Source organism: Paenibacillus sp. 1011MAR3C5 (genome assembly GCF_003591485.1).
Taxonomy (GTDB): domain Bacteria; phylum Bacillota; class Bacilli; order Paenibacillales; family Paenibacillaceae; genus Pristimantibacillus.
Genome location: NZ_QZCF01000001.1, coordinates 205,324 through 224,041, shown reverse-complemented (window position 1 = coordinate 224,041; position 18,718 = coordinate 205,324). Strand labels below are relative to the sequence as shown.

Annotated in this window: 24 protein-coding genes; 12 read left to right on the top strand and 12 right to left on the bottom strand. The window is 43.2% G+C overall.

Annotated features, from left to right (window positions below):
- The first annotated feature begins 37 nt into the window (after positions 1 to 37).
- The gene (locus tag D3P07_RS01090; RefSeq protein ID WP_182914133.1) at positions 38 to 1,102 is read left to right on the top strand and encodes a PD-(D/E)XK nuclease family protein; all 1,065 of its coding nucleotides are present in this window, start codon (positions 38 to 40) and stop codon (positions 1,100 to 1,102) included.
- A gap of 95 nt (positions 1,103 to 1,197) precedes the next feature.
- On the opposite strand, the gene D3P07_RS01085 is transcribed toward D3P07_RS01090, so the two are convergent.
- Complete coding sequence (locus tag D3P07_RS01085) at positions 1,198 to 1,755, bottom strand: helix-turn-helix domain-containing protein (protein WP_119798253.1); 558 nt, start codon at positions 1,753 to 1,755, stop codon at positions 1,198 to 1,200.
- Between the two features lie 250 nt (positions 1,756 to 2,005).
- Here D3P07_RS01085 and D3P07_RS01080 point away from each other — a divergent pair, with 250 nt between their 5' ends.
- Complete coding sequence (locus D3P07_RS01080) at positions 2,006 to 3,121, top strand: hypothetical protein (protein WP_119798252.1); 1,116 nt, start codon at positions 2,006 to 2,008, stop codon at positions 3,119 to 3,121.
- 28 nt (positions 3,122 to 3,149) lie between these two features.
- Here D3P07_RS01080 and D3P07_RS01075 read toward each other — a convergent pair whose 3' ends face one another.
- Entirely contained in the window at positions 3,150 to 4,097 is a 948-nt protein-coding gene (locus tag D3P07_RS01075) for a hypothetical protein (protein WP_119798251.1), read from the bottom strand.
- Between the two features lie 12 nt (positions 4,098 to 4,109).
- Entirely contained in the window at positions 4,110 to 4,739 is a 630-nt protein-coding gene (locus D3P07_RS01070) for a hypothetical protein (RefSeq protein ID WP_119798250.1), read from the bottom strand.
- 150 nt (positions 4,740 to 4,889) lie between these two features.
- On the opposite strand from D3P07_RS01070, the gene D3P07_RS01065 reads away from it, so the two are divergent.
- The 3 genes from D3P07_RS01065 (at position 4,890) to D3P07_RS01055 (ending at position 6,909) form a co-directional block, all read left to right on the top strand.
- Positions 4,890 to 5,483, top strand: a complete 594-nt coding sequence (locus D3P07_RS01065; RefSeq protein ID WP_119798249.1) for a hypothetical protein — start codon at positions 4,890 to 4,892, stop codon at positions 5,481 to 5,483.
- 136 nt (positions 5,484 to 5,619) lie between these two features.
- On the top strand, positions 5,620 to 6,186 hold the full coding sequence (locus tag D3P07_RS01060) for an MORN repeat-containing protein (protein WP_182914132.1): 567 nt from the start codon (positions 5,620 to 5,622) through the stop codon (positions 6,184 to 6,186).
- 12 nt (positions 6,187 to 6,198) lie between these two features.
- Positions 6,199 to 6,909 (top strand): MORN repeat-containing protein, encoded by a 711-nt coding sequence (locus tag D3P07_RS01055; protein ID WP_119798247.1) that lies wholly within the window; start codon positions 6,199 to 6,201, stop codon positions 6,907 to 6,909.
- A 404-nt stretch (positions 6,910 to 7,313) separates the two neighbouring features.
- Here D3P07_RS01055 and D3P07_RS01050 read toward each other — a convergent pair whose 3' ends face one another.
- Positions 7,314 to 7,640, bottom strand: a complete 327-nt coding sequence (locus D3P07_RS01050) for a hypothetical protein (protein WP_119798246.1) — start codon at positions 7,638 to 7,640, stop codon at positions 7,314 to 7,316.
- A gap of 431 nt (positions 7,641 to 8,071) precedes the next feature.
- Between D3P07_RS01050 and D3P07_RS01045 the strand changes: the two genes are divergently transcribed.
- On the top strand, positions 8,072 to 8,506 hold the full coding sequence (locus D3P07_RS01045) for a helix-turn-helix domain-containing protein (protein WP_182914131.1): 435 nt from the start codon (positions 8,072 to 8,074) through the stop codon (positions 8,504 to 8,506).
- A gap of 435 nt (positions 8,507 to 8,941) precedes the next feature.
- Here the strand turns inward: D3P07_RS01045 and D3P07_RS26805 are convergent, their stop codons facing one another.
- The 8 genes from D3P07_RS26805 to D3P07_RS01010 form a co-directional block, all read right to left on the bottom strand.
- A complete protein-coding gene (locus tag D3P07_RS26805; RefSeq protein ID WP_182914130.1) occupies positions 8,942 to 9,118 on the bottom strand; it encodes a hypothetical protein in 177 nt (58 codons plus the stop codon).
- Between the two features lie 84 nt (positions 9,119 to 9,202).
- Positions 9,203 to 9,361 (bottom strand): hypothetical protein, encoded by a 159-nt coding sequence (locus D3P07_RS26800; protein ID WP_182914129.1) that lies wholly within the window; start codon positions 9,359 to 9,361, stop codon positions 9,203 to 9,205.
- Between the two features lie 154 nt (positions 9,362 to 9,515).
- Positions 9,516 to 10,115, bottom strand: coding sequence for a JAB domain-containing protein (locus D3P07_RS01035; RefSeq protein WP_119798243.1), 600 nt, complete (start codon positions 10,113 to 10,115; stop codon positions 9,516 to 9,518).
- Positions 10,116 to 10,215: 100 nt separating this feature from the next.
- Complete coding sequence (locus D3P07_RS01030; RefSeq protein WP_119798242.1) at positions 10,216 to 10,407, bottom strand: hypothetical protein; 192 nt, start codon at positions 10,405 to 10,407, stop codon at positions 10,216 to 10,218.
- Between the two features lie 212 nt (positions 10,408 to 10,619).
- Entirely contained in the window at positions 10,620 to 10,838 is a 219-nt protein-coding gene (locus tag D3P07_RS01025) for a hypothetical protein (protein WP_119798241.1), read from the bottom strand.
- Between the two features lie 107 nt (positions 10,839 to 10,945).
- Positions 10,946 to 11,332, bottom strand: a complete 387-nt coding sequence (locus D3P07_RS01020; RefSeq protein ID WP_147384465.1) for a hypothetical protein — start codon at positions 11,330 to 11,332, stop codon at positions 10,946 to 10,948.
- 14 nt (positions 11,333 to 11,346) lie between these two features.
- Positions 11,347 to 11,487, bottom strand: coding sequence for a sporulation histidine kinase inhibitor Sda (gene sda / locus D3P07_RS01015; RefSeq protein ID WP_119798239.1), 141 nt, complete (start codon positions 11,485 to 11,487; stop codon positions 11,347 to 11,349).
- A 134-nt stretch (positions 11,488 to 11,621) separates the two neighbouring features.
- Positions 11,622 to 11,972 carry a helix-turn-helix domain-containing protein gene (locus tag D3P07_RS01010; RefSeq protein ID WP_182914128.1) on the bottom strand — a complete coding sequence of 117 codons (351 nt, stop codon included), beginning with the start codon at positions 11,970 to 11,972 and terminating at the stop codon, positions 11,622 to 11,624.
- Between the two features lie 273 nt (positions 11,973 to 12,245).
- Here D3P07_RS01010 and D3P07_RS01005 point away from each other — a divergent pair, with 273 nt between their 5' ends.
- From D3P07_RS01005 to D3P07_RS00980, 6 genes are all read left to right on the top strand, one after another.
- Entirely contained in the window at positions 12,246 to 12,620 is a 375-nt protein-coding gene (locus D3P07_RS01005) for a hypothetical protein (protein WP_119798237.1), read from the top strand.
- Between the two features lie 19 nt (positions 12,621 to 12,639).
- A complete protein-coding gene (locus D3P07_RS01000) occupies positions 12,640 to 14,154 on the top strand; it encodes an outer membrane protein assembly factor BamB family protein (RefSeq protein WP_182914127.1) in 1,515 nt (504 codons plus the stop codon).
- A 143-nt stretch (positions 14,155 to 14,297) separates the two neighbouring features.
- Positions 14,298 to 14,705, top strand: a complete 408-nt coding sequence (locus tag D3P07_RS00995; RefSeq protein WP_119798235.1) for an AsnC family transcriptional regulator — start codon at positions 14,298 to 14,300, stop codon at positions 14,703 to 14,705.
- Between the two features lie 171 nt (positions 14,706 to 14,876).
- A complete protein-coding gene (locus D3P07_RS00990; RefSeq protein ID WP_119798234.1) occupies positions 14,877 to 16,178 on the top strand; it encodes an SIR2 family protein in 1,302 nt (433 codons plus the stop codon).
- On the top strand, positions 16,175 to 18,286 hold the full coding sequence (locus D3P07_RS00985; protein WP_119798233.1) for an ATP-binding protein: 2,112 nt from the start codon (positions 16,175 to 16,177) through the stop codon (positions 18,284 to 18,286). Before D3P07_RS00990 ends, D3P07_RS00985 begins: the two co-directional genes overlap by 4 nt.
- 33 nt (positions 18,287 to 18,319) lie before the next feature.
- A complete protein-coding gene (locus D3P07_RS00980; RefSeq protein ID WP_119798232.1) occupies positions 18,320 to 18,517 on the top strand; it encodes a hypothetical protein in 198 nt (65 codons plus the stop codon).
- The last annotated feature ends 201 nt before the right edge of the window (positions 18,518 to 18,718 follow it).

The following is an 18,718-nucleotide window of genomic DNA, read 5'->3' as shown; positions in this document are numbered from 1 at the left end:
GTAGTTGTAATCGGATATGAAGAGTGGTGTTATATGTATGAGTTCACTATTGATGCGTCTGTATCGATTGCTCGGTAATAAAGATCGCAATCAGCAAGAGGATTATCTAACGGAAATCTTCGCTGAAATCTTAGAGAAAGACGGGCTTCTTCTCGACTTCCTTCGGACGCTTACTGGAATAAGCATAAGCAGCATGGATATTCGAGAGGTAACAACTCAGAAGACATATGCGAAGCAGGTAGACCATATATCGGATAGCCGTCCTGATATGATGATTCGTTTCTCCGATAGGGATAAGCCGCACATCTTGTTTATTGAGAATAAGCTTGGTACTGGAGAGGGCTACCAGCAATTGAAGCGATATGCCGATCACTTACGGAGCTATGAGGCTGACGGCTGCCAAACGCACCTTATATACATAACAAAGACTTATGATCCCAAGAAGAAGAGCGATATTATTCAGAATGGGAATGCGGCAACGTTTGACCAGGTGCGCTGGTATCAAATATACAATTGGCTGCAAGGACATCGAAGTGAATTGATCGATCTATTCTTAGGATACATGGAGGAGATACATTTGAACGACAGCAGAAGATTCGTTCCGCAGGATATCTACGCGATCCAGCATATGGAGCGGCTAATAAGAATGATGGATGCCTGTCTGGACGGTCCTGTTGAAGAAACGGTAACTGCCCTCTTCAATAGATCGACAGGCTGGACAAACCGATTTGCTCAGTTAAGGGATTATGGACGCTACATGAAGCAGAATGACCAGGGCAACTTTACCGTTATTAACTTTGGATTCTATCTAACCAATGATGAATATCCACTCGTGTCGATATTGTTCCAAGTAAATCCGAAATGCCCTAATCGCGCTGGACTGATACAAGCTATGAATGAGTTTGTAGAACAGAATGAAGGCTGGGAATCGCAAGATATGGATGACAACACATCCTGGGCAACCATTTATTACGATAAGAATCTACTTGAATTCTTGTCCGCCGCCGATCATATCCAAGTCGTTCAAGAGCACTTTATTGCTCGGCTAAATGAGCTTTATGTTTTGAAGCAGCAGTATCCTAATTTTGAATGGAAACCATAAGTAGGGGGTATTTGTAGGCGCATAGTATCTCGATTGTAGTGGCTGCCAATATGTGTTACTATCGCCTACATGTCCATCCTCTGGCTTTCCTGTGCTTATGTAGGATTGGTAATATTCATTTGTTCTACAGCAGCCTTCTTCCTCATCCACGTATTGCGGCGCGATCTAACCTTCTGAATTAGATGTTTCACTTCCTCGATAAACTCTTCATATTCCAATACGCTCATTTCTACGATCTCGTCTACTTCTTCATGCATAACTCCCGCTGGTGAATATGCTTTCAGGCTCAGATGCATTCGATGCGTAGGTTCGAGCAAGTCGAAGTTCTTAATGGATGACGTTATTCCGCATATCGTAAATGGCCTAGGGTCATCCATGTAGTATTCCAACTGGAAGACTTCGATGGGAACTGATATCGCTTGGGCGATTTTGGAAAGTAATGCTGCTTTCAGCTCACGCTGTTTCCCCGATTCATATCTGGAAAGCGTAGAAGGGGATGTGCCGATCTTGTCGGCCAAGGCATTAATCGTAAACATGCCAGGATTCCGTGACTCCGCTGTCTCACGGATGTATTTGTGGATTTCGCCTAGGTGTTGAAACCCGCTGAGCGTTTTAAGGTCTTCTTCTGTTATTACATAAGGTATAAATCCCATCTGGATTCACGTTCCTTTCTCTTCTGTAGGAATAGTATATCACATATGTTGCGTAAACGCAATAAAACATGTTGCGTAAATGAAATGTATATGTTATGATCGTTCGTAATAAACCGAAACGGAGATGATTCGCCATGAACAACTTCCTTACGCTTCGCTTAGATCGGATACATGCAGATCAGGTTGAAGCGTTCATGCTCCAATATAATAACCCGATTGTTATACAAATTCTCGTAGGAGGCACACCATTATGTTCGATACACTCACCATAGTAGCGGATTGTAGAATACCAGAAACAGGACTAAAGTGTATGATGGATCAGAGAGCTAGGGTAAAGTATCTTAACCCAGGGGAAGAAGAAGAGGACGAGCTTACCACCTTCTCCTACGAGCTACAGAACGATCCACTAATGCCTAGACTCAAGTTCAACAAGGACAGAGGGAGAGTAACTATAACTATTCCTTGTTGCTCATACTTCATGTTCGGATACCGTATGAAGCGTATGGATGCTACTCATGTATCCGCCTTTATCGATAAGTTACAGCAATCATTCGTTAATGACTTAGCCATTGAGTTTTTGCGGCCCGCCGATCAGTGGAGGGTCAGAAGCGGGGATGCGTACTATGATTTCAAGGTGCCTGATGTTGCGGCTCAAGTGCAGGCTATTGCACAGCTTTCGTTGGCGGGATACAAGACAGTTAATTATCGGTATGAAACTGCGGCCTTCGAGAATGGCTCTAAGGACTGTAAGTTCTACGATAAGAGGGCTCAACTCATCGAGAAAGGGTGCCAAGATAAGCGCGATCTTGAACTTAGCCAAAACGTGATGCGATTTGAAGTTGGTGTGGTTCATTACGATATGAATCGGCATGTTAAGTCACAGCAACTTGGACATGTCATGTCGGAATCATTCGTTAATGACTACCTGGAGAGGTTTTTGCGGCGGCTCAATCTATCCAGTCTTGTTATGACCAATGAGCGGGATATCCATCATCGGCTTAAAGAAATGCATGGGGAGAAGTGGGCAGATACCTTGCTCGGATTTATTGTAAAGCGTACGAACGGTATACATACGGAGAACGAGAGGCAAGAAAGGGAGTATCTTAAGAGGATAGCCCAAGCGGGAATCGCGCCAGTGATTAGTAATGTGCCTCTTCCGCCTTTACTGTTTCCATGGATGGATAAAGTTCCGAACGTGCCTGTTATTCAGCAGCCATTTATACCGTTGGTAGTGGACAGGGAGTTGCAATCCAGCAGTAGGATTGTACTTGGATCGTCCACTATCTCAGCAACAACTGGAGCTATGAGGGCTCCGATCATCGTTCCAAACAAACGTGTTGTTACGGGGTTGAACCTGGCTAATTAACTGTAGAGGGGCGGCGGCAACCGTCCCTTTATCTGTATAGCTTCCTTGTCGGATTGTCGGCAGCGTTCCATGTTTCCTTTACTGATTGGATGTGAGATTTCCGTTGGTCAGGGGAGAGATGGGCACTACCTTCAAAGTTGTCAGCCGTTATGATGGCAATGAATGAGTCCACGAAATCAATCACGTTAAATGCGCGGCAGATATCCTCTACTGATATGGAAACCATACGGCAATATCGCGGATTCCACAGTGCCAGATGATTAATCTCAGGAGTAAATCCAGGTGATAGGCACGACATTATCCAATATGCAATAAGCTGGCGGCTTTGCCCAATCTTCCATCGGAATTCTGATTCCGTCTTAATGTCAATCAATGTATTGTCTATCATTAAGTCACCGTCTGCGCCGTCTACAAGGGCTGTTATGGCTTGTCCAAAGCGCGGATTGCACGTTATTCCTTGCGTTGCTTGGAAACACTGGTGATGCCTTTCCGTGGCTTGTATGAGTCTTTGGAGGTCATGAACATCCTCATCTCTAGATTGAAGAATTGATGGGATATCCCCCGTACCTGAGCGGTAATACTGCTCCAGTTGCCCCAAAATGATTGAATCTCCAACAATAGCTTGAGTGATTGGTGATTCTCCTGTTATGTAGGCATTTCGCCGCTCCACGATTCCAGTATACGCCTCATAGATGTTCTTTCTGTCCAAGATATTAACGGCGACAACAGCGGCTAGATCGCCATTCTCGCGTTCCTCATGGATGCCATTCAACCGTTGCACATAAGCTCTCAAGAGATAGTCGTATGCATGTCCGATCATAGGACTGGCGCGGCCTTCACGCTGTACGATTATCTGAGGCTTAGATGGGAATGGATCGCCGCCATCCATCCCTATGAATGATTCCTTAAGATTGGAGATAGCAGCGAAAAGTGATTTCAATTTGTCATTCGTGGCTATTAAGCTGGTTATGGACATGCGGCGAACCTCCTATGTTTGATTATCTTTGAGCTGCATAAGAGCTTCTCTACGGCTTGTTATAATTTCAACCTGCTTGCCAATCAGTTCTTGGATAGTCGAGATATCGTCCATTGTGAGCTTTGCACGGTGTGCAACAACCTGCTTCTTATGAATGAAAGGATATTGCGGGCCGTACACAACAATATCAAGATCGACTTCTAAAACATCATCGACCTTAGGAATGAATGAAGCAATATCTCTGTGTGAGTTATGCTGTTGTTCATCCATGTCCTTAAGGTACAGGGCTTTATCTTCTGGTTTTCCAATGAAGATCGGTACAGGGTCAAATCTGAACCTGCTTTTTGGCATATCATGACTATCTGCAAGCAACGAGTGGGGGATGTTATACATTTCAGCTAGCCTATTTAATGTCCTTGCCTTGGGTTTTCGCTTACTGTTTACTTCCAAGTGATGTAATCCTTGATGGGAAATAACCCCGCTAACCTTAGCAACACTACTCCTCGAAAACTCTTCTCCATACTCAACCTCTAATATCTCCCTTATGTATCTCAGCTTCTGGCCGACTCCTAATGTGTTGAAGTGGATTAAATCATCACCATCAAGTATTCGTCCTCTATATTCAGCGTTTTTCTTTATCATGAGTACTCCTCCCATGTTAATTATACCACGAATCTAGTATCTATAAAGAGATGCAAGTAATATTCTTGATAACTCTTTAAAAATAATTATGGGCGTGATAGTCTTTATCCGAGCCACAAAGATTCCTCAAATACCAAGGAGGCGGAAACTATGAGTACACTTTATGCAATGGTTCGAGAAAGCGGAGTATTCTTCTGCGAGGCGGCAATTAAGGATTTTAGCCAGGCAAGTATCCGAGATGTTCCTGTTATTCAGGATATCGAGATTATTGCCATGGAGGGGCGTCATATCGCACACGATGGCAGATGGATTCTAATTCATACTGTTGAATCGCTGACATCGGCACCTAAGCCAAGGGCTACGATTGGTTCGGTAGAAAAGGCTTTGGTCATCACCAGGATTCAAGACCATCTTCGGCAACAATTGGATGATGTAAGTGAGATTACGCTTTCCAATACATCATCCCACTGTGAAGTAATCGGTGGAAGGATCGCTAAGCAAGTGGTCAGTACGATCGCGGCGCGAGAATACCTTAATGCGCAATTGGATGAGCTAGGTTGGGAAGTCGATAAAGCGGGGAAGGACTTCATTACCTTGAAGCGAATGGTCGCTGTCGCAGTAGTTGTTGAAGACGAAGGAATGAAGACAATTCAGAAGGTCTTTGAAAATCATGGATCAGAAGCCGTTAGCCAACCGACGGAAGAAGGTAAGAAGGGCTTATGGGACAAGATGATGTCAAGATAGGGGGACGCAGATCATGAATCATCAAATGCCAAGGCGAAAGAGTCAAGTAATTGTATCGGTTCATACGCAGTTTTGGTAGTGGAACTGATTGGTATTTATTACGACTTAAACTATCCGATCAGAGGGGATGAGTTATTTGAAATCAAATGAGTCATATCATATCCATAAAGCAGATTGCGGAAGCGGGAAAACATATTCAGGTGAAGTGAAGAATGGAGCGCGTCATGGCTATGGAGTAATGGAAGGACTAGGCTATGAGATTAAGGGATTCTGGAAAGATGACATGCTCCACGGTAAGTGCTCGGTTAAGATGCCAGATGGATATGTTTTCAAAGGCTCATATGTAAATGACAAGCGACATGGTGTAGGCACCGAGTTTTACCCGAATGGGAGAGCGATTATGGCTACTTGGAGACATGATGTTATGCTTCCAAATTGGCGAATCAAGCAACCAGATGGTTCTGAAATAACTCTGAAAGTAAACGATGTGCTCGATGTCGTAGGAGCAGTTACCATCAAGTATTGTGATGGATCAGTTTATAAGGGGGACGCAATAATTGTGAACGCTGGAACTCCTTCATGGAATGTTGTCCGAAAGGGATATGGTTCACTCAAATATCCCGATAGAACTGTTATAGAAGGTTACTGGCTCCATGATGAATATATCAACGAACTTATTATAGATGGTACATTAATTTCATAGGAGGCAATTTCGATGATAGCGATTAAAGCACGGGTTAATGGTGAACTGCTTAATGGTTTCCACAAGGTAAATCTACAGGGAGCGGTTGCAGAAGGTTATTGGAAAAATGGCTTGATTTACGGACACGGGACCTTCACTAGTCCTATGGACGGTGAGCAGTACACAGGCGAATGGAACAATGGCAAGTATCATGGATTCGGCAGATTGACTCAAATGGATGGAAGTTATTGTGAGACCTATTGGAATCACGGTGAAGAGGGGAAAATAGTTAAACTGGTGTACGGTGAAATGGATGAGTATTACGGAGAATGGAAAAATGGCCAGCCCAATGGTTACGGGATCAGTGTGGCCCCTTGTGGAACTTGGTGCATAGGACATTGGGTAAATGGCATTTCGACAGGGAAATGTCTTTCGATTCCATTTATCGGTGTCGTGAACTTCGGTGATCATAATCAATCACCGATGCTCAATAAAGGCTTCGTTTTCAGTCCGAAATATAACACAAGTATGAAGTATGATTTATTTGAATTACCTGAAAAGTTAAACGACTCAGGGATAGTTAAGAATAGGAAGATAGTAAGGGGCCACTCGGAGGAGCTTGAGAGAATTTATAGTGAGATCAGGAGATTACTATTGCCGATTTCTTGCATTGAAGAAGCATTCCGAAATAACGAACTAAAGCAGCTAATTATGAGAGGGCGTCGCGTCACCAATTATAACTAAATAAATAGGGTTCACGTACCTCAACCGACGGGTTGAGGTTTTTCGTGATATAGTGTACCCTGGGTTCCGAAAGAAGACGGCAACTGAATTTCTTTTATCGGCCTGAGTTTTGCGGCGGGCAATCCACCATGAGAATACACTGACGACAACAGCTGCAGCAGCTAGTATAAACGATATCCATTCAAAGGGTTTCATTTCCATGCATTGTAACTCCTTTCACATCAAAACGATTCTTGATCAAAATTAAGCACGTCAAGGGGCGCACAGCGACCGCGTAAGCGGCTTGCCCTTTACGATGCGACTGGCAAGCACAGAAGCTGTCCTGCGCCTCTCCAACTTGCTTGGAGAGCCTGCTTGCGGCGAGCTGCCTTTAGGTCTTACGGATCGGCGGGGAAGAACCACCATTATCCTTGTTGCTTTAGGAAGTCGAAGTAATGTACCACTGCTTGCTTCAATGATACCGTTCCTTCATATATGGATATGTATCCCTTACTTCCTTTGAATGAAATACCGTGTGCTGGTTCAATTCCCCGATTCGCATCATCTTTACTGTAAGACAAACGATCAAGTAGTGAGCTTCCGCAATCCACATTGTAATGTTTTAATAGATTCCCTTCATGTAGCTCTACACGGCGACTGCGAGATATGCAATCGCGTATTAGCCTCTCACTGCTTAATACCTTGCCAAGATACTTCCTGAATGCATCCTCATGTACCAGTTCCTTTATCATTCCTGTATCCTCCAATTCCCAGTATATAGCGATAATATCACGTATTATTGCAGCCTGCTTTAGCAATTGAATGGCTAACAGTCGGTGTTTAACCAGCCATGATTAAGCGTGATTACTTGATTTTGTGCTTAGCCCCCCATCGAAGGTGCTCCATACCACTGTTTGAGAATTCGACCTTAGAAGCCCGAAAGCCTAGTCATACAAGGGTTTGGTAATTCATATGTACTTCATGGGTGTAAAGGTCGTAGAAAGGAAATGAGGATTATTAATTGAGTAAATAAACCGTTTGACAAATAACGAAATAAAAGGTTACGTTCGAGTTAGAGCGATACGGGTTCCCAACTGTTCCCTGTATCGTGTTCTCCTTCCTAATATAGCCTCCCTTTCTTACACCAGAGGGGAGGCACGAAACTTGCAAAGGAATGATGTTTATGGATTTTGATGATCTAAAGAAATATGGGGAATTCGGTTTCCATAAGGCGTACGTGGAAGACCCCAACGATATCATGAGTATTTTTAATGCAAGAAAGAGCGTATTAATCGATCCTGACCAGTTGCCCCTGCATAAACAAATCAAACTTAAGAGAATTCATGATAATCTCTCCCAGGAAGAGCTAGGGAAGATTGTCCGCTTGCAGGCATCGACGATATCGCTTATTGAAACTGGCCAGCGCCTAATCCCCAAGAGGCGATTAAAAGAGTTCGAATCGTACTTATATGAAGAAATGTACTCAGACGGCATTCTGCAATTCAAAATTGATCAGGATGCACCTGATGAACCGCTTGATATGACTATTGATGAGCAACGAGCACATTGGAAGGCCATTACCGATAATGATCCCGATCTATGGGGTACGATACTGTAGCCTGTCGGTGGCGAGGAATACACTAAAAATTGATACAGGGGGACAACCAGCATGAACAGCACTATTGAAATGAACGAGCAAGACGAAGAGTATTATGCAGATTATGTATTTGGATTTAGCACTGATGAAGACGATGAAGGAGACGATGATGACAATGCATAATTACGATGATCTAATAGAGGCTTTGAAACGTGAGAGTGAGTTGAGTACATGTTCCGAAGCGCAAAAGGCCTCAAACTCCCATATGATCAACCTGTACGAGAACCTAAAGAAGAAACGAAGCTCAGATACCCCTACGTATGACAATGGAAATTTGGCAATGGAGATTATGGCACATCGTTTGGCTGATCCAAACTACACATTCAGTGTAAGGTCGCTAATGAACGAGAAGTAATAGGAAAGAGCCAGCCGTGCTGACTGGCTCCCCCAAATGAATCAATTATTGTTGAGTAGATACGCAAGGTCAGCTAATTTGCTATCCATTGCATCTTTAACCGTTCGGAAAACCTCTATTTCTGACAGACCCTCTGCAATAAGTATTGCCTTTAGTTTTGCGGCTATCTCGTCTTGCTCCTGCTTTGAAAGTTGGGAGATGTATACTGCTTTAGTCATCGAACTCAATCCTCTCATATGCCGAGATTAATGCGGGACTTAAGAAGAGCCAATCATAGTACTGGCTCCTCCGCAATTACATTCCTAGTTCTGACGGTAGAAATCGGCCGCTTCATCCTCCGTGTACTCATCAAGCACCGACCGCATAATAACCTCCAATTGTTCAAGTTCAGCCTTAGAGAAGCCCATTTCACGAGCTGCAAGCAAAGCGTATCCAGTAATTACTGTGTTATTGTTGATCATAGTAGCATTTCTCCACTGATTTTGATTTTGTATGCATAGAACTGCGTATGATGCGAACGTGCGAACACAAATGCGAGCAACGCGAGCGCACCCCCATAGCCGAAGGCGTAATATAGTAGGGAGCCAGCATAGTAAGCCGACTCCCAACGATGAGCTACATTAACCCGTGCTCTTTAATCGAAAAATAGCTGTCGGTCGATACAATGACATGATCAAGTAATTCGATGCCGAGTAACTCTCCAGCTTCTGCTAAACGTTTTGTTAACTGAACGTCTTCGGGTGAACTGTCCGTAATTTGCGAGGGGTGATTATGAACTGCGATATAGCTTGCTGCTGCTCTCTGGATTAGAGAACGATATACTTCACGGCAATGCACAATTGCAGAATTAAGCGTCCCGACACTGATTCTCTCCTTACAAATAACATGATTCTTGGTGTTCAGAGGTAGAATCCAGAACTCTTCATGCATCAGGTGACCAACGGTAAAGCGCATGATGTCGAATACATCTTTTGGTGAACGAATAATGGAAGGATTCTCACGAGGGGTGTTCAATGCTCTGGCCAACTTAAGCGTAGAAACGATCTGACGAGCTTTCGCGGGGCCGACACCCTTAATGCGGGTAAGTTCCAACTCATTAGCATCAAGCAGTTCATATGGCGTTACAAATCGAGTAAATAATTCTTGAATGACAGTACTATCTTCTTTCACGCACAGAGCATCAGCTAAGGCTGTTTTAATAGAGTATATGTTCACTGTGGATTACCTCCAAGAAATTGAAATAGGGAAGCAGCCGAAGCTACTCCCCTTGAAATGTGATAAGTTATTGAGTTATCATTTAATCGAGTAGGAATTACTAGCGGTCGCTTTCGCAGAGCGGCCGTTTTGCTTTGTCTTGCAGTTCTTCGATCTGCATTTCCGTACTAACGAGCATTGCCAGGCAACGTAAGTATTTATGCCCGTCCTCGCTTTTCAGAGATGCCTTGCCGTTCAGACGATTTTTAACGCTCTGTAGAGCCGTTTTACGCTCTTGTAGCTGCTTAATCATCGTGTATCATACCTCCTTAACTGGCTCGATGATTTCGCTTCAAATGCTTCTCTAACTGCTCAGGGTAGTACTTAGCGAAATATCCACACACATACCGATTAGCTAGCATTTCGTCAACTTTCCACACACGCTGGAAGTACACCCCTAAGACGCGAGCTGCCATAACCAACTAATTCTGAGCGACGAGTTGCCTAACCAGAGTGGTCATATCATCAGCTATTTGCCGTTTCTGTTCCACGCTTCATCACATCCAAATTGTTGATTGTTTCCTGCCAGTTCATCATGTCGTGTACAACTTCACGTAGACACACGCTGAATGGATAATCATTGCTAAGCAGATCGGAATGATCCAATTCAAGCTGCTCAAACGATCTACTTAACAGAATCAACGCAGCCGATGCCTCATTCAGCTTCTTACGAAATTCCTCCAAGTTAATCCCTCCCTTTGACCTTATCTCACTCGGCCTGTATTGGGTTCTCTGTTAAACGAAAAAGGGCTCCTACTAATACCCGTTCCCAGGTATCAAGCAGAAGCCCTTTAGTGAAGCAGTTTCCTTATTTGTTTCCGAAGCGTTTGATTAGCAACCTTCCCGAACGGATTGCCGTATTGGTTCCACGTCCAACTCTCATGTTCTCTCCATATCACCTCCCTTATCTCAACAAGATCATTGAATCCCAGCCTGTGAAGATAGTTGAATAGCCAGCTCACCTGATAGCCCTGTGCTGAGAGAGGGCCGCTATCATAATAGATTTCTTCTTGACCGATGAATGTAATTGCTACGATGCCGTATGCAGTGATCCTCACGTTCTGCTCGATGATTGTGCCTCTGTAGTCATTGTAGGTAGCAGGATGAAGCATATCGACACGGTATAACTGATACTGCGTATTCCTTGCGGTCTTAGTGACCAGTAGCTGTTTGCTCACGTGCATCGTTCCTTTCATGGGTTAGTGTTGATGTCGCGGCGCACTAACTCGCTTTCAATCAATCTGATAAATGCCGCATCCAATTCCAGTTCTCTTGCTGCTTTAAGCACGTTCAACAACTGCTGATCGGTCAATTCATTTAGGCAACTTGCCATTCTGCTCACCTCCCTCCAACGTGGGCGTCCTCTCACAGCCCTGGTTATCTCTGTAATGCCGATGATCGCAAAAAAGGCCCTGCTACCTATCCCATTAGGGATAAGCAACAGAGCCCAGTGTTCGTGCTATACGATTAGCTGTATAACGCCTTTAATAATTGCAGTGCCTTACGCTGCTCTTCGAGGCTTCTTCCTTCCAATAACTTTACAATCTGAATCAGCACAGTGTTGTCGATCCTGTGCTTGGATTCATCAATGTTATGGAACAACTCGCTGTACGATACATCTAAAGCATTCAGAATGTTATCCAAGCTTTCAATTGTCCAATTAGACCTGCCCGATTCCAGTTTGGTTATATAGGAAGGATGGACATCGGCTTCATGAGCCACATCCTCTTGAGTTCTGCCTTGATGATTCCTGAAGCCTTGCAGCCGCTGACCCACGGCAGTCTTGATCTTTTGAACATCCCTTGATTTTCTAGCCATGCCCTCACCTCTACCAAAAACAGTAGAGTAATAGTGAATCATCGTCGAAACATTATAATGCAACATATCATATTAACTAACCAATATATTGCATGATATAATCGTAACATGAATGGTAGGTATTTTGTTCTAGTGTGGCAGAACTACAGTGCCACAGGGAGGGGGTGGGCGAGTTAGGAATTTCGACAACATTCTACTATACATAACTTGGGGTTCAATTTTTTGTGAGTCTGGAAATCGTATAAGGAAATTATTTCGCAAAGGAGGGCTTGCATGAGAAAGATGGGATTGGCCGCGGCGATGATACTCGCACTGCTTATGCTTGTTGGATGCGGTGCTGATGCAACAGACAATAATGACGGTGGGGCTAAAGCCAAGGTAACGCAATTGGTTAAGGAAAGTATTGGCGATCAATACGGCCCAGAAGTAGCTAAGACGGTTAAAGTGCATTTTACCTCTGTCAAAGAAGGGGCCACGGATGGCAGGATGTTTCTCGATGGAAGTACGGAATTCACATGGAAACATGACGGCATGAAGAAGACTTGGGACTATACAAAAAGCTTTCAATATGAGTTGCAGCATAACGGAATCGATTGGACTGTACGCAATAAGATGTTCTTCGATGAAGAGCGAACAGAACGCAAATAGATCGCGGGGGGAATACAAGTTGTTTAGAAAGAGATATGGATGGATCGCGGCCATTTCAATCGGCCTAATGATCTCTGGATGCGGCAATAACGCAAGCTCTACGCAATCGTCAGGAGTATACCAAGGCAAGGCAATTGAAGGTATTGCAAGTGTGGATTGGTACAATGAGGAACAGTTTCAAACCCCACCGCTGGAACCTACAGTGACGGAGAAAGCTATGTATGTCGCTGATTTGCGGTATCTCTACGCCATTGATACAAAGACGGGAAACGAGCTATGGACGCATGATGTTGATGGAATGATATCGCGTCCCGCCGTATCCAGTGGTACGGTCAGCTTTATTGATAATGCAGGGGTTCATGCCCTGAATGCTGATTCAGGAGAGCTGCTGTGGGAGCATCTATATAAGAAGGAAGTTCCTTACGAAGCAAGACCAGCAGAAGCCGCCGCGTCATCGAATCACGTATTCATTCCTGAACAGCTTGAGGATGGCCGCATTACCCTCAAGGCATTGGACATAAAGACTGGTAAGGAAAGTTGGAGCTACGGGGATAGCGTTTCACTCAAGATTTCTCCATTTGTAGCGGGAGACAAGCTGTATCTTCCCTTTGAAGGCGGCGTACATACCATCAATGAGAAGTCAGGCAAAGAACTGGATACCATCGAACACGGATCACCTGTAAGTAGCGTGGCTGCCAGTAATAAGCTTCTGATAGTTTCCGATCTTGGCGGCGGGGTAACGGCCTATGATTTGAAAAGTAAGCAAGCCAAATGGAGCTATGAGAACGATGGCTTTGATATGATGAACAGGCCGCTGATTACCCTGCTCGATAATAAGGTTCTTTTAACAGAAGTGAAGAATGGCATAGCGATAATGCTGGATGCCTCGAATGGCAAGGAACTATGGAGTAAGAATATTGGTAATCCCTCGTTCACGAACATGTATGGCGTTGCAGTCACCAATTCCTCCGTAGCCGATAATCAAGTATATTATGCGATGTGGGACGATCAACAAAAGAATGGAACGGCGAGATACTCCACGCTCCTATCCCTGGATGTAGATACAGGCAATGTGTTATGGCAATACCAGGAAAGTGACTTCATCGAATATGCTCCTATCCTCGTGGATGATGGCATGATTGTTGTAACAAAGAGGGGAATCAAGGCGTATAAAGATGGACCAAATGTTGAACTTTACGCTGAAAACGATAAAGTATCAAGTGCGGTTGATGAAATCAAAACTGACAATCCTATGATTGCATATGAAGGTACGTGGAATACGCCTGGATCGGATGAACTGGTCGTTAATCTTTCTTTCACTGATGAATCCAGAGGCATTATTACTTATTTCGTTGATGGAAAGGAAGAAACTACTCCGTTTAAGTACGAGCTCCAAGCAAAACTTGATCGGGTTCTTTTGAAAATAGGTAGTGAAGAAAGGACGACGTATCTCGTGCCGTATGAAACAGGCACACTCGGCTTCACAGATAACCAGCATAGATATGTATTGGAAAGATCGAATAATACGAAGTAGAGAAAACATCATGACCATATGCAAGAGCGTCCACGGCGACGCTTTTTCTTTTGCTCAAAAGCAGGTTATTCGCCCTTCTTTGTCGAATGTTGGAAAAAAGTTCGGGACTTTTGTGAACTATTTTCAAAAGGGTGTGATTTTCAGTGTTGGCAAGCCCAGAAAAGCAAAAGGAAAATGCTCAATATCTATTAGATGCTTATATCTCCGTTATCAACATATTGTCATCTAACAAGGATTCGGATGGTGTAAGCCGAATTTCACAAACCGAAATTGCGAAAATGTTAGGTGTATCACAGACTGCTGTAGCAAAACGGTTCAAGAATCTGATTAAGTTTGAAGCGATAAAGAAAGCTGGGCCAAGAAATGCTTACATCGTGATTAATAAAGACTTACTTAACCATAGTCCAATTGGATTGTTGTATAAGCTAATGACGCTCCTACAGAAGCAACCAGACATTGTGAATGATTACTACCAGCAAGCCGAGATGCTGAATGTTTCCTACAAGGACATTCAGGTGGCGCGGGGATATCTCACATTTCTAAATACATAGCTAGGATCTTTGATGAGATAAGATATAGCTCTTATAGGACTTTTAGCCTCTATGAGGGCTTTTTCTTTTTCCAAAAAGCAGGAGAATAGTCGTGATTAGTCGAAATGTGATAATAACTTTTTTAGTGTTTGATTAACAATGTACGGACCTAATAATGTAGGGGGAATCAATATGGCTGATTGGGCATCGAATATATACCGCACTGGTTCAGAATATATGGAATTCAGTAAGAGTTTGTCCAAGGAAGAGATAAAAGAGGCTCGCTCCCAAATTGAGCCTTGGTTGTCTGCATTATTTCAAAGCGAACATCTCTCGTTACTATTAGGGAGCGGATTTACGTCTTCAATTGGTTATTTAACTAAATCTTCTGCGACGGGTATGGGGAGAATCGATTCGTTCGGTTGTAAGTACGAAGAGCAGTTGAATGCTTATGCAGAAAAGTCGGCAATTGCTTGTGGGCGTGGAGTAGCCAATATTGAAGATCAAATTCGAGCTGCATTAGCATTAACGGAAGGGCTAGAGATAATTCAGGACCCTGAACTGCCTAATTGGAAGCAAGCGTTAGCAAGGATACTCAATGACTTTATTACAAGCTTATTAGAAACGGAACAAGGTATTGACGAAAAAATAAAAGAAGGCTCACCTGACGGGGAAATAGCTCAAAGTGTGCTAATTTCATTTTTGATGAGCTTTGCAAGCAGAACTGCGACAAGGGAACGCTTGAACATCTTTACAACAAACTACGACAGGCTAATAGAGTATGCATGCGATTTAATTGGTTTACGAGTTATAGATCGTTTTGTAGGAACACTTACACCAATATTTCGCTCTTCGCGAATTGACATAGACATGCATTATAATCCACCAGGTATAAGAGGGGAACCTCGATATCTTGAAGGCGTTGTGAAATTGGCCAAATTACACGGTTCGCTCGATTGGCACTATGCTGATAAGGTACTTAGAAAATGGCCTGTACCTTTTGGGGCTCCCTCCAAGTACTTTTATAATGTTGACGATCCTGTTAACAAAGTAATGATATATCCAAACCCAGCTAAAGACGTTGAAACCCTTCAATATCCCTATGCTGAGTTATTCAGGGACTTCTCGGCCGCTCTGTGTCGTCCCAATTCAGCGATTGTTACATATGGGTATGGGTTTGGTGATGATCATATTAATCGGGTTATCGCAGATATGCTCACTATTCCATCTACCCACTTAGTAATTATCTCATTTGATACCGCAGGGGGCAGAATTCCTAAGTTTGTTGAAAGAGTCGGACGAGATGCTCAAATATCTTTGTTGATTGGGAACCATTTTGGAGATATCAGTAACTTGGTAAAGCATTATCTGCCCAAATCTGCAATAGATACGATTACTATAAGAAAATCAGAATTGATTGCAAAAAGAGCACAATCCCAGCAACCCCCAGAACAGAATAGTTTGAAAGTAGATGAAAGGGAGTCAACTGTATGACCACTCCAATAGAAGGGTTATCGTCACTAGTCGTAGGCACAGTCGAATCAGTGTCGCCTCGAGAGTTTAAGGTTATTTTGGATGCTGACGCACCACAATCTACTGCTATGAATGCAGGAATCCCAAGGGGGTTTCCTAGAATAAACGGCTATATTTTAATCCCAAATGAGCAAGGTGCGGTAGTTGGATTGATTTCATGGATTGGAATAGAGCGCTCCTTGTACCCAAAAAGAACAGGATTAAAGGACTTCGGCTTGATTGACTTGCCATTTCCGACTAGAAAGCTTTCAGTAGTGCCTCTTGGAACTCTTTGTAGATCAAATGAAAATATTGAATCCTATGAACTTCGCCGCGGCATCTCAATATTTCCATCTGTTGGCGATAAGGTTTGTATGCCTACAATAAGGCAACTAAGATCAATAGTAGAGGCAAGCGGTAACAACAAACGTGTTGTAATTGGAAAGGCTCCTTTAGCTGAGAATGCTCTGGTTAGTATTGATCCAGATAAGATATTTGGCAGACATTTAGCTATCCTTGGGAACACAGGAAGTGGCAAATCTTGTTCTGTCGCAGGAATTATACGTTGGTCATTGGAAGAAGCAAAGAAGGATAGAAAAGAGTCAATGGAATTGGGTATCCTACCTGTTAGTGGGACGGATCAGCAAAGTGAAGACGTCAATGCGCGTTTTATCATTCTAGATCCTAATGGTGAGTATTCAAATACATTCTCTGATATCGGTTCACGTGTATTTAAAGTTCAACCAGATGTGATTTCTGAACAATTAAAGGTTCCTGCTTGGTTATGGAATAGCCATGAATGGGGAGCATTTTCACGAGCATCTTCACAGGTGCAAAGACCTATCCTCTCACAAGCGTTAAAGGGCATTCGTGAAGGACTGTCAATAAGTGATCCAATTGAAAGAAGGTTGATTCGAGTCTTCAAGGGAAGATTCTTGCAGCTTGGGTCAATTATCGGACAAGGACCAGCTGGCTATTCAGGATTTCCCGCTAGGCAGAATTGTGGTCTACTGCTTGAGAATATTTTTAAAGAAAGTGAACATTACTTTCTTATGGTGAGTACATTAGGGGTCTCGAGTACGTGGGAAACAGGGTTAAACACCTTGAAGGGGAAATGTAGGGAAGTCATTGACAATCATAAAAGGAAAGAGTACTTTAATGATTTTAGTGAACCAGTGTTAACCCATATTCATCAAGAAATTTCAAGCTTTCTATCTGTAGTTCAAACTGAAGCGTCGATTCCAGATAGTGGAGTTGATGCAGATTCACCTGTTTCATTTAACATTGGAGATTTTCCTGAGTACTTAGAGGCCTTGGCTGCGGAAGCGGGGGGCGGCGCTGCAACTAATATTCAGTATCTAATAATGAGGATCAGGACCATGCTTGGCGATAGGCGCTTTAATCAAGTTGTTGCGCCTGAGAATGATCTAACTTTTGAAGAGTGGTTAGAGTCCTATATTGGTAAAGATCAAGCTCAAAACGGTCCAGTAGCAGTTATTGACTTATCACTAGTACCTTCGGACTTGCTCCATGTAATTGCAGCAGTCATTTCAAGAATTGTGTTTGAAGCAGTACAAAGATATAAAAAGCTTAACGAGGGAAAAGAACTTCCAACAGTTCTTGTGCTTGAAGAGGCCCATACATTTATAAAACGGGACATTGCAGACGATCAGTCATCTTCAGCAAGTATTGAGTGCAGAAAGATATTTGAGAAGATCGCCAGAGAAGGTCGTAAATTTGGTCTAGGGCTTGTTCTTTCTTCTCAAAGACCTTCAGACCTGTCCCCAACAGTTTTATCCCAGTGCAATACTTTTCTCTTGCATCGAATAGTTAACGACAGAGATCAGGAACTTGTCAGTAAGCTTGTGCCTGATAATCTCGGAGGTTTACTTTCCGAGCTTCCAAGCTTACCTGCTGGTGAGGCGATTATAATGGGATGGGCTTCCCCAATACCAGTACTTGTTAAGATGAAGGAGCTGCCATTGGAAAAAAGACCAGAGTCTTCTGATCCAGACTATTGGAATGTATGGGTGGGACTTGAGGAACGGAAGCTTGATTGGCCAACTATTGCCGATGATTGGAGACAGTAATTCCTTAAATTCATTTGAAATGGGGTCGTGTAAATGGCGAGAATTAAAATGGAAGAGATTGTAGATCATTTGTCAACTGAAATGCGGAAAGCACTTAGTGAGGCTGTCAAATCAAACATACCAGGGGTACAGTTTGATGAGTATCAGTTGTTTCGTGAATTCAAGAGAGAAGTAAGACGAAAATGCAACACATGGGAACGAGTTCCTGATAACTACGTTGATGCTGAATAATAAGTTAATAACGATTTGGTGCAGTTAAAAAAAGGTAAGGCTGGCTAGAGTTGATTATGCGCAGCCCTGATTAATGTGACTGTTTCAATTTAATTCTACAATATAGGAGAACCAGTTTCTTTTGAGATAGTGGGTAGATACATTCCTATATTTAAAATCATAAGACAGGATGGTAGGCATTTGGACACGTTGGTCAAGGAT